Here is a 15,042-nt window from a genome sequence, read left to right as displayed (position 1 = left end):
CTGGTGCCTGTGACAAAATAGCACAAGTCTCACCGCAGCATACCGGAGCGCATGCCATGCAGGATCGTAACTTTGACGATCTCGCGGATAAATTTTCGCAAAATATTTACGGCACCACCAAAGGGAAGATACGCCAGGCCATCCTCCGGGATGAGCTGGAGAAGATAGTTCCTGGCCTGTCACCCCATCCGCTGTCGATACTGGATGCCGGCGGCGGTGTCGGCCAGGTCTCCAGCGGGCTGGCTGCACAGGGCCATCAGGTTTTGCTGTGTGACCTCTCTGCTGAGATGCTGCGTCGGGCCGCCGAAAATGCGGCGGCGCAGGGTGTGAGCCACAACATGCAATTCAGACAAATTAGCGCGCAGCAGGTGGGCGAACATTTGGATAAGCCGGTGGATCTGGTATTGTTCCACGCTGTGCTTGAGTGGGTCGCTGAACCGGAGAAGGTGCTCAAAGCGCTGTTCGATCTGCTGCGTCCGGGGGGCGTCATGTCGCTGATGTTTTACAATCTGCACGGCCTGACATTGCGCACCTTAACGCTGGGTAACTTCGGCTATCTGCGCACCAACCTGACTAAACGCAAAAAGCGAACCCTGTCGCCTGACTATCCGCGCGACCCCGAGCAGGTCTATCGCTGGCTGGAGGCGTGTGGCTTTGTGATTGAGCAGCGTGCCGGGATCCGGGTATTCAGTGACTACATGAAACCGCCGAAGGGCGAGCCAAAAAGCGACGACGAAATTATTGAGATGGAGCGGCGTTACTGCCGTCAGGAACCCTTTTTAAGCTTAGGGCGCTACATCCATGTGACCGCGCGTAAACCGGGGTAGAAGGACGAATTATGAGTGAATTTTCCCAGACGGTACCTGAACTGGTCTCCTGGGCGCGCAAAAATGACTTTTCCCTTGCGCTGCCAGTGGAACGTCTGGCCTTTTTGCTGGCTATCGCCACCCTCAACGGTGAGCGGATGGATGGCGAAATGAGCGAAGGCGATCTGATTGACGCTTTCCGTCATGTCAGTAAAGCTTTTGAACAAACCCATGAAACCGTGTTGGTTCGTGCCAACAACGCCATCAACGACATGGTGCGTCAGCGCCTGCTCAACCGCTTTACCAGTGAACTCACCGAAGGCAACGCTATCTACCGCCTGACGCCGCTGGCGATCGGCATCACCGACTACTATATCCGTCAGCGTGAGTTTTCAACGCTGCGTCTGTCGATGCAGCTGTCGATTGTGGCCAGCGAGCTCAAGCGGGCAGCCGATGCCGCGCAGGAAAACGGCGATGAGTTTCACTGGCATCGCAATGTTTTCGCGCCGCTGAAATATTCGGTGGCGGAAATTTTCGACAGCATCGATATGACCCAGCGTCTGATGGATGAACAGCAGCAGGCGGTGAAAAACGACATCGCTGAACTGCTGAATAAAGACTGGCGCGCGGCGATCTCCAGCTGTGAAATGCTGCTCTCTGAAACCTCCGGAACGCTGCGTGAACTGCAGGATACGCTGGAAGCGGCAGGCGACAAACTTCAGGAAAATCTGCTGCGCATTCAGGATGCCACGCTGGACAGCCCTGACCTGGGCTTCGTCGATAAGCTGGTGTTTGACCTGCAAAGCAAGCTCGACCGTATTACCAGCTGGGGCCAGCAGGCGATTGACCTGTGGATCGGCTATGACCGCCACGTCCATAAATTTATTCGTACCGCCATCGACATGGATAAAAACCGCGTCTTTGCCCAGCGTCTGCGGGTATCGGTACAGAATTACTTCGACGCGCCCTGGGCGCTGACCTACGCCAATGCTGACCGCCTGTATGACATGCGCGATGAGGCGCTGACGCTGCGGAATGACGAAGTGATGGGCGAACTGCCGCCAGAGATGGAATACGAAGAGATTAACGAAATTCGCGAACAGCTGGCAGCGATGATTGAAGAAGTGCTGCAGGTCTACAAATCGCAACAAAAACCGCTCAACCTCGCGTCAGTGATGCGCGACTACCTGACCCAGTATCCACGCGCCCGCCATTTTGACCTGGCGCGCATTGTGGTGGACCAGGCGGTACGCCTTGGCGTAGCGGAAGCTGATTTAGCCGGTTTGCCTGTGGAATGGCAAGCCATCAATGATTACGGAGCCAAGGTGCAGGCACATGTCATCGACAAATATTGAACAAGTGATGCCGGTTAAGCTGGCACAGGCACTGGCCAACCCGATTTTTCCCGCGCTGGACAGCCAGTTACGCGCCGGACGCCATATCGGAATTGAAGAGCTGGATAACCACGCTTTTCTGATGGACTACCAGTCATTTCTCGAAGAGTTTTACACCCGCTATAACGTTGAGTTAATTCGTGCGCCGGAAGGTTTTTTCTATCTGCGTCCGCGTTCAACCACGCTGATTCCGCGTTCCGTACTCTCTGAGCTGGACATGATGGTCGGGAAGATTCTCTGCTACCTCTATCTCAGTCCGGAACGCCTGGCGAATGAGGGGATCTTCACCCAGCAGGAGCTCTATGACGAGCTGCTCTCGCTGGCCGACGAGAACCGTCTGCTGAAGCTGGTTAACCAGCGTTCAACCGGTTCAGATCTGGATCGCACCAAACTGCAGGAGAAGGTACGCGCTTCTCTGAGCCGCCTGCGTCGCCTTGGCATGGTGTGGTTTTTCGGCAACGACAGCAGCAAATTCCGTATCACGGAATCGGTGTTTCGCTTTGGTGCCGACGTGCGCGGCGGTGATGATGCCCGTGAAGCGCAGCTTCGCCTGATTCGTGATGGCGAGGCTATGCTACTGGAAAATGCGACTGCACCGATCGACACCGATGAAAGTGAAGGGCAGGAAGGCGACGCGAGTGAGAACGCAGAGGAAGAACAGGCATGATTGAGCGCGGAAAGTTTCGTTCGCTTACGCTGATCAACTGGAACGGCTTTTTTGCCCGTACCTTTGATCTTGATGAATTAGTGACCACGCTGTCAGGCGGTAACGGCGCGGGTAAGTCCACCACCATGGCGGCCTTTGTCACCGCATTGATCCCCGATTTAACGCTGCTGCACTTCCGTAACACCACCGAAGCGGGCGCGACGTCGGGATCCCGTGACAAAGGTCTGCACGGTAAACTGCGGGCTGGCGTCTGCTACTCCATGCTGGATGTGGTGAACTCACGCCATCAGCGTGTGGTAGTCGGTGTGCGTCTGCAGCAGGTCGCCGGACGCGATAAAAAGGTCGATATCAAGCCGTTCAGTATCCACGGTCTGCCAACCGATACCAACCCGACCGATATGCTGACGGAAGTGCTTAACAGCCGTCAGGCACGCGTCTTACCGCTGAATGAGGTAAAAGAGCGGGTTGAAGCACAGGAAGGCGTGCAGTTCCGCGCTTATAACTCGGTGACGGATTATCACGCCATGCTGTTTGATCTGGGCGTGGTGCCGCGTCGTCTGCGCTCTGCCAGCGATCGCAGCAAGTTCTATCGTCTGATTGAAGCCTCACTCTATGGTGGTATCTCCAGTGCCATCACCCGATCGCTGCGTGATTACCTGCTGCCTGAAAACAGCGGCGTGCGTAAAGCGTTCCAGGATATGGAAGCTGCGCTGCGCGAGAATCGCATGACGCTTGAGGCGATCCGCGTTACCCAGTCCGACCGCGACCTCTTTAAGCATCTCATCTCCGAGGCGACCAGCTACGTGTCGGCTGACTACATGCGTCACGCCAACGAGCGCCGTGGACATCTCGACAGCGCATTACAGCTGCGCAATGAGCTGTTCAGCAGCCGTAAGCAACTCGCCACTGAGCAGTATCGTCACGTGGAGATGGCGCGTGAGCTGTCAGAGCACAGTGGCGCAGAGAACGATCTCGAAGTCGATTATCAGGCTGCCAGCGATCACCTTAATCTTGTGCAGACGGCGATGCGGCAGCAGGAGAAGATTGAGCGCTACGATGCGGATATCGAAGATCTGACGCTGCGTCTGGAAGAGCAGACCGAAGTGGTTGCCGAAGCGCGCGAAATTCAGGAAGAGAATGAAGCGCGTGCCGAAGCGGCTGAACTGGAAGTGGATGAGCTGAAAAGTCAGCTGGCCGATTTCCAGCAGGCACTCGACGTGCAGCAAACGCGCGCCATCCAGTATCAGCAGGCCCTGCAGGCGCTGGAACGCGCCCGTACGCTCTGCCAGCTGCCCGATCTGACCATCGATAACGCTGCAGAGTGGCAGGAGAGTTTCCAGGCGAAAGAGGAAGAGGCGACAGAACGTCTGCTGCGTCTGGAGCAGAAGCTGAGCGTGGCCGAAGCCGCGCACAGCCAGTTTGAACAGGCACTGGCGCTGGTGACCAGCATTGCCGGTGACGTGACCCGTCAGGATGCGTGGCAGACCGGCCGCGAACTGCTGCGTGATGCCAGCAATCAGCGTCATCACGCCGACCAGCTCTCGTCGCTGCGTCTGCGTCTCAATGAGCTGGAACAGCGTCTGCGCGAGCAGCATGAGGCGGAGCGTCTGCTGGCCGAGTTCTGCAAGCGCCAGGGGCAGCAGTACGAAGCCGATGCGCTGGCGAGCCTGCAGCAGGAGCTTGAAGCGCAGATCGAACAGCTGAACAGCAGCGTCTCGGACGCCGGTGAGCAGCGCATGATGATGCGTCAGGAGCTGGAACAGCTGCGCGAACGCATCACCAGCCTGACTGCCCGTGCGCCACACTGGCTGGCGGCGCAGGAGATCCTGACCCAGCTCAGCGAACAGACCGGTCAGGCGCTGAACAGCAGCCAGGACGTCACCGAATATATGCAGCAACTGCTGGAGCGCGAGCGTGAAACCACCGTCGAGCGCGACGAAGTGGCGGCACGCAAACGTGATATCGAGCAGCAGATTGAGCGGCTCAGTCAGCCGGGCGGGGCGGAAGATGCGCGCCTGACTCAGCTGGCCGAACGCTTTGGCGGCGTATTGCTGTCTGAGATTTATGATGATGTGACCCTGGATGATGCGCCGTACTTCTCGGCGCTCTACGGTCCGTCACGTCATGCGATCGTGGTGCCGGATCTCTCCCGCGTGCGTGAGATGCTGGATGGTCTGGAGGAGTGCCCGGAAGATCTCTATCTAATCGAGGGTGACCCGCAGTCATTCGATGACAGTGTCTTCAGCGTTGATGAGCTGCAGAATGCCGTCGTGGTGAAGGTGGCAGAGCGTCAGTGGCGCTACTCCCGCTTCCCGAAAATCCCGCTGTTTGGTCGCGCAGCGCGAGAAAATCAGCTGGAGCTGCTGCACCTTGAGCGCGACAAACTGGCTGAGCGTTACGCCACATTGTCGTTCGATGTACAGAAAACGCAGCGCCTGCATCAGTCATTCAGCCGCTTTATCGGCACACATCTGGCCGTGGCCTTTGATGCCGACCCGGAAGCGCAGATCCGTCAGCTGGGCGCGCGCCGGGGTGAGCTTGAGCGGGCACTGAATCAGCATGAGAGCAATAATCAGCAGCAGCGTCAGCAGTATGAGCTGGCGAAAGAGGGCGTGTCGCAGTTAAACCGACTGCTGCCACGCGTTAACCTGCTGCTGGACGATACGCTGGGCGATCGCTGCGAAGAGATCCGTGAGCAGGTCGATGCGGCACAGGAGGCGGCGCGCTTCCTGCATCAGCATGGCGCGAAGCTGGCGAAACTGGAACCGATCATCGCGGTATTGCAGAGCGATCCGGAACAGCACGAGCAGTTACAGGCGGATTATCAGCAGGCGCAGCAGCAGCAGCGTAACGCGCGTCAGCAGGCCTTTGCGCTGACAGAAGTGGTGCAGCGTCGCGCTCACTTCAGCTATGACGACTCGGCCAGCATGCTCAACGGCAACAGCGACCTCAGCGATAAGCTGCGTCAGCGTCTTGAGCAGGCGGAGGGTGAACGCAGCCGCAGCCGCGATCGCCTGCGTGAACATCAGGCACAGCTGACGCAGTACTCACAGGTGCTGGCTTCGCTGAAAAGCGCTTATGATGCCAAGCGCGACATGCTGAAAGAGTTGCAGCAGGAGATGCAGGATATTGGCGTCCAGGCTGACAGCAGCGCAGAAGAACGCGCGCGCGTTCGCCGCGATGAGCTCTACACGGCACTGAGCCACAACCGCGCCCGCCGCAATCAGCTGGAGAAACAGCTCACCTTCTGTGAAGCGGAGATGGATAACCTGCAGAAGCGCCTGCGTCAGCTGGAGCGTCAGTATCATCAGGTGCGTGAGCAGGTGGTCAGTGCGAAAGCGGGCTGGTGTACCGTCCTGCGTCTGGTGAAAGAGAATGGCGTTGAGCGTCGCCTGCATCGTCGTGAACTGGCTTACCTGAGCGGCGATGAGCTGCGCTCGATGTCGGATAAAGCGCTGGGTGCATTGCGTCTGGCGGTGGCGGACAACGAACATCTGCGCGACGTACTGCGGCTGTCGGAAGATCCGAAACGTCCTGAACGTAAGATTCAGTTCTTTATTGCGGTCTATCAGCATCTGCGCGAGCGTATTCGTCAGGATATTATTCGTACCGACGATCCGGTCGAAGCGATTGAGCAGATGGAAATCGAACTGAACCGTCTGACCGAAGAGCTGACCGCGCGTGAACAGATGCTGGCGATCAGTTCACGCAGTGCGGCGAACATTATCCGCAAAACCATTCAGCGTGAACAGAACCGCATCCGCCAGCTCAACCAGGGGCTGCAGACCGTCAGCTTTGGTCAGGTGCGCAGCGTGCGGCTCAACGTGAACGTGCGTGAAACCCACGCTATGCTGCTGGATACGCTGTCAGAAGAGCATGAGCAGCATCAGGATCTGTTCAACAGCAACCGCCTGACCTTCTCTGAGGCACTGGCGAAACTCTATCAGCGTCTTAACCCGCATATCGATATGGGTCAGCGGACGCCGCAGACCATTGGTGAGGAGTTGCTCGACTACCGCAACTATCTGGAGATGGAAGTGGAAGTTAACCGGGGCTCCGATGGCTGGCTGCGTGCAGAAAGCGGTGCGCTCTCAACGGGTGAGGCGATCGGTACCGGTATGTCCATTCTGGTAATGGTGGTGCAGAGCTGGGAAGAGGAGTCCCGTCGTCTGCGCGGCAAAGATATTTCGCCATGCCGACTGCTGTTCCTTGATGAAGCGGCCCGTCTGGATGCCCGCTCCATCGCCACACTGTTTGAACTCTGTGAGCGACTGGAGATGCAGCTGGTGATTGCAGCACCGGAGAACATCAGCCCGGAGAAAGGCACGACCTACAAACTGGTACGTAAGGTGTTTAATAACACCGAGCATGTGCATGTGGTCGGGCTGCGTGGTTTTGCTGCCGATCCTTCACCGGTGCGTGCGGGAAGCGAAGCGGATGCGCTACCCGATCTGACTGCTGAAAAATCGCAGGCGGAAACGTAGTCAAAAACTGAACCATTGGTTAATCTGATAACGGCATTTGTCCCATGAGGCAAATGCCGTTTTTGTTTGTATACTCACATTATGAGTCACAGCGCGGTCGCAGTGGATACAGGGAACATTGCGAAGTTGAAAATTAAGGGGGCAGGGATGTTGCTGGTAAAAAAATTAAATCATCATCGCGTTTTATCATTGTTAGCGCTGGCGCTAACCGCTGTTCCATTTACGCTACCACAGGCCGCTGTCATCGCCGCGATGCCAGGGACAACGCAGACGGCTATCACGGTTTCCGAAAGTCAGCACCGCATCCGTCAGGCTTTTTCCAGTGCCGACCAGCCATTCTATCTGGGACCGCTGGCAACGCTCTATGTCTCCCGCCATATGCAGCCGCTCTGGCAGGATGCTCAGGCGGTGCAGAAATTTCAGCAGCAGCTGGCTGAGGTGGCACTTTCAGGCGTTCAGCCGCAGTTCACTCGCTGGATTGAGCGTCTGACGAATCCGGCTATTACCGGCTTTGCCCGCGATGTCGCGCTCTCTGATGCGATGCTGGGCTATCTGCAATTTGTGTCTAATGTACCAACCCAGGGTGAAACCTGGCTCTACAGTAATGTTCCCTACAGGCTGACCCAGCCGTCGGTCGCGGTGGTGAATCAGTGGCAAAACGCAGTGAATGCGGGTTCGGCTGACACGTTTATTGCCTCATTACAGCCGCAGCACCCACAGTATCAGCCTATGCACGCCGCGCTGAAAGCGTTGCTCAGCGATAAGCAGCCCTGGCCGCAACTAAAAAGCAGTGAAACCCTGCGTCCCGGCCAGGTCAGTGATGATGTTCCTGCCCTGCGTGAAATTCTGCAGCGCAGCGGCATGTTAACGGCACAGGTTAACGCGCCCGCACCAGATGACGATGCCGTGCCTGTCGCGCCGGTACCGGTGAGCCACAGCGATCAGCCGGTCGCGGTGAGTCCTTCCGCTGCGCCAGTCACCAATCTGCTTACGCCTTCACCACAATCACCGGGTAACGTCCAGACTTCGACGCTGGAAGGGAATACCGCCAATATCTATGACGAGACGCTGGTGGCGGCGGTGAAGCGTTTCCAGCAGTGGCAGGGACTGGATGGCGATGGGGCTATCGGTACCAGAACGCGGCAGTGGCTTAATGTCTCTCCGCAGATGCGCGCTTCGCTGCTGGCCCTGAACATTCAGCGCCTGCGTCTGCTGCCGGATGATATGCACAACGGCATCATGGTAAACATCGCCAACTACTCGCTGATCTATTACAACAACGGTAACAAGATTCTCTCATCGCGTGTCATCGTCGGTCGTCCCGATCGTAAAACGCCACTCATGCGCAGTGCGCTGAATAACGTCGTGCTCAACCCGCCGTGGAATGTGCCGACAACGCTGGTGCGTAAAGACATCATTCCGAAGGTGAAGCAGGATCCGACCTATCTTTACAAGCACGGGTATACTCTGCTGTCGGGCTGGAGCGCAGACGCTGAAGTGATTGATCCCAGCATGATCGACTGGCGCATGGTCACCGCGTCATCATTCCCTTACCGAATGATTCAGGCTCCGGGCGCGGCGAATGCGCTGGGCCGGTATAAATTTAATATGCCGAGTTCAGATGCGATCTACCTGCATGACACGCCAAACCATAACCTGTTCCAGCGTGATATCCGTGCGCTCAGTTCAGGCTGTGTGCGGGTGAACAAAGCGTCTGAACTGGCAGGGTTATTGCTGCAGGATGCAGGCTGGAACGACTCCCGAATTTCCAGCACGCTGAAAGAGGGTGACACCCGCTATGTGCCGATTCGCCATCGCATTCCGGTCAATCTCTATTATCTGACGGCGTGGGTCGCTGATGATGGCAAACCACAGTTCCGCACAGATATTTACAATTATGATGACACCGCCCGTTCGGGCAGTCAGGCCCTGAGTCGGGCCGGGCAATTGCTGCTCTAGTAATTGATTTTAAATCGTTCCCCGCAAATCCGCATTAAAGAAAAATATTATCAAATGGCGATCCCATAAGGGATCGCCTCGCAAACTCATGGCAGATGGGTTGACGCTTCTCCGGGAGAAAGTTATGGTTCGGCCTGTGCGCTTTTTGCACATTTCTATGGCTTCACTCTCAGGTAAACCGTTACATGTCTACTATTGATTCTTTTCGTCGCAAACTACTGCTGTGCGGTAGTGCCGCCGCCGGACTGGCATTATTGCCAGCTTCTGCAAGGGCCTCGCTTTCTACGTCTCGCCCGCGTGTATTGATGCTTAATAATCTTCACACCGGTGAAACCCTTAAAACTGAGTTTTTTAATGGTAAGAGTTACGACAAGGATGAGCTGTCACGATTAAATCATTTTTTCCGTGACTATCGCGCCAACAAAGTGAAAAGCATCGACCCACATCTGTTTGACCAGATTTTCCGCCTGCAGGCGCTGCTGGGCATGCGTAAACCGATCCAGCTGGTTTCCGGCTATCGTTCACTGGCAACCAACAATATGTTACGTGAGAGTGGTCCGGGAGTAGCAAAGCACAGCTATCACACCAAAGGCCAGGCGATGGATTTTCATATTGAAGGGGTTTCGCTGGCGAATGTACGCAAAGCGGCGTTATCTCTGCGTGCGGGTGGTGTAGGATATTATCCCCGCAGTAACTTTGTACATATTGATACCGGTCCGATCAGGCACTGGTAATGACACCGGCAACGCTGCGTGAGCCGGTCATGGAGCGTTATGAATTACCACATTATTCCTGTTACCGCTTTTGCCCAGAACTGCTCAGTGATCTGGTGCGACACGACTCGCGAAGCCGCACTGGTCGACCCAGGCGGCGATGCCGAACTGATCAAACAAACGCTGGAACAGCTAAAACTTAAACCTGCTCAGATTCTGCTGACACATGGACATCTTGATCATGTCGGGGCCGCTGTTGAACTGGCGGCGTTTTATCAGATTCCGATTGTCGGACCGCAAAAGCGCGATGCCTTCTGGCTGGAAGCGCTGCCGACTCAGAGCCGGATGTTCGGACTTGACGAGTGCGCACCTTTTACCCCTGATCGCTGGCTGGAAGAGGGGGATAGCGTGCAGATCGGGCTGACCACGCTGGACGTTCTGCACTGCCCGGGACATTCACCCGGCCATGTCGTGTTCTTTGACCGTCCGGGACGATTGCTGATTTCAGGCGACGTGATTTTTAATGGTGGTGTTGGGCGAACTGACTTCCCGCAAGGCGATCATCAGCAGCTCATTGATGCTATCCGCACAAAATTACTGCCGCTGGGTGATGATGTGACTTTTCTTCCCGGTCACGGCCCGATTTCAACACTGGGACATGAACGCATCAGCAATCCTTTCCTGCAGTAAATAATCTGTAATTTTTACTGCAATAAAAATGGGCCATCAGGCCCATTTTTGTTTCGTCGATAGCGTTACAGCACCGCGACAATTGCTTCGCACAGCGCCGACATATTGTCTGGCGTCATGCCCGCCACATTCACGCGTCCTGAGTTGACGGCATAGACGCCGAACTCTTCACGCAGGCGAATCACCTGGTCTTTGGTTAAGCCACTGAACGAGAACATGCCGTTCTGCTTAATGATAAAGCTGAAGTCACGCTGCGCGCCTTTTTCCGCCAGGGTGTTCACAAACAGCTGACGCATGCGCTGAATGCGCTGACGCATATCGGACAGCTCCTGCTCCCAGATGGTACGCAGCGTGTCGTTACCGAGAATGGTAGCGACAATGGCAGCACCATGCGCCGGTGGATTGGAGTAGTTGGCACGAATGGTGTACTTCACCTGGCTGAACGCCGTATCGGCCAAGCTGGCTTCTGCCGCCACCAGGGTGATGGCACCGACACGTTCGTTATACAGACCGAAGTTCTTGGAGTAAGAACTGGCGACGATCAGCTCCTGATGCGAGGCGGCAAAAATACGCAGGCCCTCGGCATCTTCATCCAGACCACGGGCAAAGCCCTGGTAGGCGAAATCGAACAACGGTAACCAGCCATTAGTCTGTGACAGCTGCGCCAGCTGCTGCCACTGCCCAGCCGTTGGGTCGATACCGGTCGGGTTATGGCAGCAGCCATGGAACAGCACCACGTCGCCCGGCTGGACCTGCTGCAGCGACGCCAGCATACCCTCGAAATCGAGCGTATGGTTTGCTGCGTCATAGTAATGATATTCGCAAACTTCAAGACCGGCAGCATTGAACACGTTGTTGTGATTCGGCCAGCTTGGATTGCTGATCCAGACCCGTTTCACCGAGGTCTGCGTGGCGAGGAAATCTGCTGCTACACGTAACGCACCTGTGCCACCCGGCGTCTGAGCCGTGCGGGCGCGGCCTGCGGTGATCAGCGGGCTTTGATTGCCGAACAGCAGGGCCTGCGTGCAGCGGGCAAAATCCGCCAGACCATCAATGCTGAGATAGTTTTTCGTGGTTTCGTTTTCCAGCAGGTATTGCTCAGCTTTTTTAACACTGGTCAGTACCGGGGTCTTGCCGGTTTCGTCTTTGTAGACGCCGATGCCCAGGTTGATTTTTTCAGGGCGGTCATCAGCACGAAACAGATCGGCCAGTCCGAGAATAGGATCGGCGGGTGCAGCAGAGATCGATTCAAACATGTGTCAGGTCCATTAGCGTGAACGTAAGCAAGAGAGCTGTCAGGGTAGCGTCCGGCCAGGCAAATGCCAACCGTTTGCGAGACAAAATCCGCTATTTTGCGGTGTTGATTTCGATATGAAGAGAAGCTGAGGTTAACGCTGAGCAGAAGGGCGGGAAGAAACGGGGACACGCTAAATAACAGGCATAAAAAAACGGGGCCGTAGCCCCGTTTTTCAATATGCTTAAAGCAGGATTAGAACTGGTAAACCAGGCCTACTGCTACAGTGTCATCAGTGTTCAGACCCAGACGGTTGTTGTCATCCAGCTGGTTGATCTGATAGTCGACATAGGTAGACATGTTTTTGTTGAAGTAGTAAGTCGCGCCAACGTCGATGTATTTAACCAGGTCAGCATCGCCCACGCCTTCAATGTCCTTGCCTTTAGACTGCACGTAAGCAACGGAAGGACGCAGACCGAAGTCGAACTGGTACTGTGCAACCAGCTCAATGTTCTGAGCCTTGTTAGCGAATGCAGTGGTGGTGGTGCCAGGAGCAATTGTCAGATCGAATGGCGTTGAGTTACGGGTTTCACCGTAGTAAGCAGCCAGGTAAACATTGTTCGCATCATATTTCAGACCAGTTGCCCAGTTTTCAGCGCGTTTGCCCTGACCAACAACTGTACCGTTAGCAGCAACACCCGCTGCTTGTGCATTGGTACGATCGCTGCTGCTGTATGCACCAACTACACCGACACCGATTGGTGAAACGTAAGAGGTTGACAGACCGTAGCCGTCGCCGTTTGAACGACGAATTGAGTCACGTTCGTTTTTGCCCTGATACTGAACAGCGAAGTCCCAGCCATCTACCAGGCCGAAGAAGTTGGTGTTGCGATAAGTCAGCAGACCGGTGCTACGACCGTTCATGAAGTTATCTGAATATCCTGAGTCGCCACCGAATTCTGGCAGCATATCGGTCCAGCCGATTGCATCATAAACCACACCGTAGTTACGGCCGTAGTCGATTGAGCCGGCATCACCGAATTTCAGACCGGCAAAGCCCAGACGGGTTTTGTTGTTGGCTTGTGCGTCAGAACCTTCAGAGTTGTTCGCCTGAATGTTGTATTCCCACTGGCCGTAACCGGTCAGCTGGTCATTAATCTGAGTTTCACCTTTGAAACCAAAACGAACGTAAGATTTATCGCCGTTATTGCCGTCGTTATTTGGTGCATCGTTATCAGAGAAGTAATGCAGACCAACAGCTTTACCGTACAGGTCCAGTTTGTTGCCGTCTTTGTTATAGATTTCTGCAGCATTTGCTGCGCCGGCGGCTAACAGAGCAGGGATAACCACTGCAAGAATATTGCGCTTCATCATTATTCATTACCCTCATTGGAGTTATTTGTACACCTGCCACTGCCGTCAGGAAATCTTTACAGAACCCTGAGCGAAGTTTGGTGTCTTCCTGTGTCTGCACGCATCTTTCCATCCAACCCGCCGTAATTCTAGCGCTTAAATGCTACTAAACTCGTAATCTGGTTTCTAAAGGAAAATATGTATTACAAAATGTAAAAAATACGGAACTTTGTGAGAGAACTCAAAATTTACAAAAATAAAAAAAGGCCGGCAGTGCCGACCTCTTTATATATATGAATTTCTTATATTTAATGCCGAATTTTAGAAGCTTGCATTGCGTGGCGTGCGTGGGAAGGGGATTACGTCCCTGACATTCTGCACGCCAGTCACATAGGCGATTAAACGTTCAAAGCCCAGGCCAAAGCCAGAATGTGGCACGGTACCGTAGCGACGCAGGTCACGATACCACCAGTAATCTTCTTTGTTCAGACCCATCTCTTCCAGACGTGCATCCAGCACATCGAGACGCTCTTCACGCTGTGAACCGCCAATGATTTCACCAATGCCTGGCGCCAGAACATCCATTGCCGCCACGGTTTTGCCATCCTCGTTCAGGCGCATATAGAACGCTTTGATGTCTTTCGGATAGTTTTTCACCACTACTGGCGCTTTGAAGTGCTGCTCTGCCAGGTAGCGTTCGTGTTCAGAGGAGAGATCGATACCCCAGGAAACCGGGTTCTCGAAGGTCTGACCGCAGTTCATCAGGATTTCAACCGCATCGGTATAGTCAACCTGGGCAAAATCGGTGGTGATGAAACGCTGCAGGCGCTCAACCGCGTCTTTATCCACGCGCTCAGCGAAGAACGCCATGTCATCGGCGCGCTCTTCCAGCACTGCGTTGAACACATACTTCAGCATCGCTTCTGCCAGTGCAGCCGCATCATCCAGTGACGCAAACGCAATTTCCGGCTCCAGCATCCAGAATTCAGCCAGATGGCGGCTGGTGTTGGAGTTTTCTGCGCGGAACGTCGGACCAAAGGTGTAGATCTTCGACAGGGCGCTGGCGTAGGTTTCGCCGTTCAGCTGACCGGAAACGGTCAGGAAGGCTTCTTTGCCAAAGAAATCTTCGCTGAAGTCGACTTTGCCCTGATCGTTACGCGGCAGGTTTTCCATATCCAGCGTCGAGACACGGAACATCTCGCCAGCACCTTCGGTATCCGAGGCGGTGATCAGCGGAGTGGAAACCCAGAAATAGCCATTTTCATGGAAGAAGCGATGCAGCGCCTGCGCCAGAGTATGGCGAACGCGGGCGACCGCGCCAATCAGGTTAGTGCGTGGACGCAGGTGAGCGACTTCGCGCAGATACTCGATGCTGTGGCGTTTTGCCGCCATCGGGTAGCTGTCCGGATCTTCCACCCAGCCGACGACTTCCAGGCTGGTCGCCTGAATTTCAAACGCCTGGCCCTGACCTGGCGATGCCACCACTTTCCCGGTGACGATAACGGAACAGCCCGTGGTCAGACGCAGCACTTCATCCTGATAATTATTCAGAGAATTATTGACGACAGCCTGAACGGGATTAAAGCAGGAGCCGTCATAGACAGCGATGAAGGAAAGACCGGCTTTGGAATCTCTTCGGGTACGCACCCAACCACGTACGGTGACTTCACTGTCAACCGCGACGCGACCGTGCAGTACGTCCGCTACAGGCACTACGCTCATAAATATCTCTCTATATAGAA

General features: G+C 55.2%; 10 protein-coding genes. 7 read left to right on the top strand and 3 right to left on the bottom strand.

Features of this window, described 5'->3' with window-relative positions; all coding sequences use genetic code 11:
• The first annotated feature begins 56 nt into the window (after nucleotides 1–56).
• The 7 genes from cmoM to EGO56_RS12705 all read left to right on the top strand — a co-directional run bounded on the left by cmoM (nucleotide 57) and on the right by EGO56_RS12705 (nucleotide 10,713).
• On the top strand, nucleotides 57–827 hold the full coding sequence (gene cmoM / locus EGO56_RS12735) for a tRNA uridine 5-oxyacetic acid(34) methyltransferase CmoM (RefSeq protein ID WP_135909501.1): 771 nt from the start codon (nucleotides 57–59) through the stop codon (nucleotides 825–827).
• 11 nt (nucleotides 828–838) lie between these two features.
• Nucleotides 839–2,161: a chromosome partition protein MukF gene (mukF, locus tag EGO56_RS12730; protein ID WP_135909499.1), complete on the top strand. Its 1,323-nt coding sequence runs from the start codon at nucleotides 839–841 to the stop codon at nucleotides 2,159–2,161.
• Nucleotides 2,142–2,867 (top strand): chromosome partition protein MukE, encoded by a 726-nt coding sequence (mukE, locus tag EGO56_RS12725; RefSeq protein ID WP_013357326.1) that lies wholly within the window; start codon nucleotides 2,142–2,144, stop codon nucleotides 2,865–2,867. The genes mukF and mukE overlap by 20 nt, the downstream gene beginning before the upstream one ends.
• On the top strand, nucleotides 2,864–7,351 hold the full coding sequence (gene mukB, locus EGO56_RS12720; protein ID WP_135909497.1) for a chromosome partition protein MukB: 4,488 nt from the start codon (nucleotides 2,864–2,866) through the stop codon (nucleotides 7,349–7,351). The genes mukE and mukB overlap by 4 nt, the downstream gene beginning before the upstream one ends.
• Nucleotides 7,352–7,498: 147 nt before the next feature.
• A complete protein-coding gene (gene ldtD, locus EGO56_RS12715) occupies nucleotides 7,499–9,310 on the top strand; it encodes a L,D-transpeptidase (RefSeq protein WP_135909495.1) in 1,812 nt (603 codons plus the stop codon).
• 185 nt (nucleotides 9,311–9,495) lie between these two features.
• The gene (mepK, locus tag EGO56_RS12710; RefSeq protein WP_010254972.1) at nucleotides 9,496–10,044 is read left to right on the top strand and encodes a peptidoglycan L,D-endopeptidase MepK; all 549 of its coding nucleotides are present in this window, start codon (nucleotides 9,496–9,498) and stop codon (nucleotides 10,042–10,044) included.
• 39 nt (nucleotides 10,045–10,083) lie between these two features.
• Nucleotides 10,084–10,713: an MBL fold metallo-hydrolase gene (locus EGO56_RS12705; protein WP_135909493.1), complete on the top strand. Its 630-nt coding sequence runs from the start codon at nucleotides 10,084–10,086 to the stop codon at nucleotides 10,711–10,713.
• 65 nt (nucleotides 10,714–10,778) lie between these two features.
• Here EGO56_RS12705 and EGO56_RS12700 read toward each other — a convergent pair whose 3' ends face one another.
• From EGO56_RS12700 to asnS, 3 genes are all read right to left on the bottom strand, one after another.
• Complete coding sequence (locus EGO56_RS12700) at nucleotides 10,779–11,969, bottom strand: amino acid aminotransferase (protein WP_135909491.1); 1,191 nt, start codon at nucleotides 11,967–11,969, stop codon at nucleotides 10,779–10,781.
• Nucleotides 11,970–12,202: 233 nt separating this feature from the next.
• Nucleotides 12,203–13,321: a porin OmpF gene (gene ompF, locus EGO56_RS12695; protein ID WP_272949243.1), complete on the bottom strand. Its 1,119-nt coding sequence runs from the start codon at nucleotides 13,319–13,321 to the stop codon at nucleotides 12,203–12,205.
• A gap of 300 nt (nucleotides 13,322–13,621) precedes the next feature.
• Nucleotides 13,622–15,022: an asparagine--tRNA ligase gene (gene asnS, locus EGO56_RS12690; protein WP_013357333.1), complete on the bottom strand. Its 1,401-nt coding sequence runs from the start codon at nucleotides 15,020–15,022 to the stop codon at nucleotides 13,622–13,624.
• Nucleotides 15,023–15,042 lie beyond the last annotated feature (20 nt).

It is taken from the genome of Pantoea vagans (assembly GCF_004792415.1).
Taxonomy (GTDB): Bacteria; Pseudomonadota; Gammaproteobacteria; order Enterobacterales; family Enterobacteriaceae; genus Pantoea; species Pantoea vagans.
The sequence above is the reverse complement of the archived record's forward strand: the minus strand, read 5'-3'. Positions and strand labels throughout refer to the sequence as shown.

Coding starts and splice junctions, on each gene's coding strand:
- ldtD (WP_135909495.1), top strand. CDS start 7,499: ATGTTGCTGGTAAAAAAATTAAATCATCATCGCGTTTTATCATTGTTA.
- mukB (WP_135909497.1), top strand. CDS start 2,864: ATGATTGAGCGCGGAAAGTTTCGTTCGCTTACGCTGATCAACTGGAAC.
- EGO56_RS12705 (WP_135909493.1), top strand. CDS start 10,084: ATGAATTACCACATTATTCCTGTTACCGCTTTTGCCCAGAACTGCTCA.
- mepK (WP_010254972.1), top strand. CDS start 9,496: ATGTCTACTATTGATTCTTTTCGTCGCAAACTACTGCTGTGCGGTAGT.
- mukF (WP_135909499.1), top strand. CDS start 839: ATGAGTGAATTTTCCCAGACGGTACCTGAACTGGTCTCCTGGGCGCGC.
- mukE (WP_013357326.1), top strand. CDS start 2,142: ATGTCATCGACAAATATTGAACAAGTGATGCCGGTTAAGCTGGCACAG.
- cmoM (WP_135909501.1), top strand. CDS start 57: ATGCAGGATCGTAACTTTGACGATCTCGCGGATAAATTTTCGCAAAAT.
- asnS (WP_013357333.1), bottom strand. CDS start 15,022: ATGAGCGTAGTGCCTGTAGCGGACGTACTGCACGGTCGCGTCGCGGTT.
- ompF (WP_272949243.1), bottom strand. CDS start 13,321: ATGATGAAGCGCAATATTCTTGCAGTGGTTATCCCTGCTCTGTTAGCC.
- EGO56_RS12700 (WP_135909491.1), bottom strand. CDS start 11,969: ATGTTTGAATCGATCTCTGCTGCACCCGCCGATCCTATTCTCGGACTG.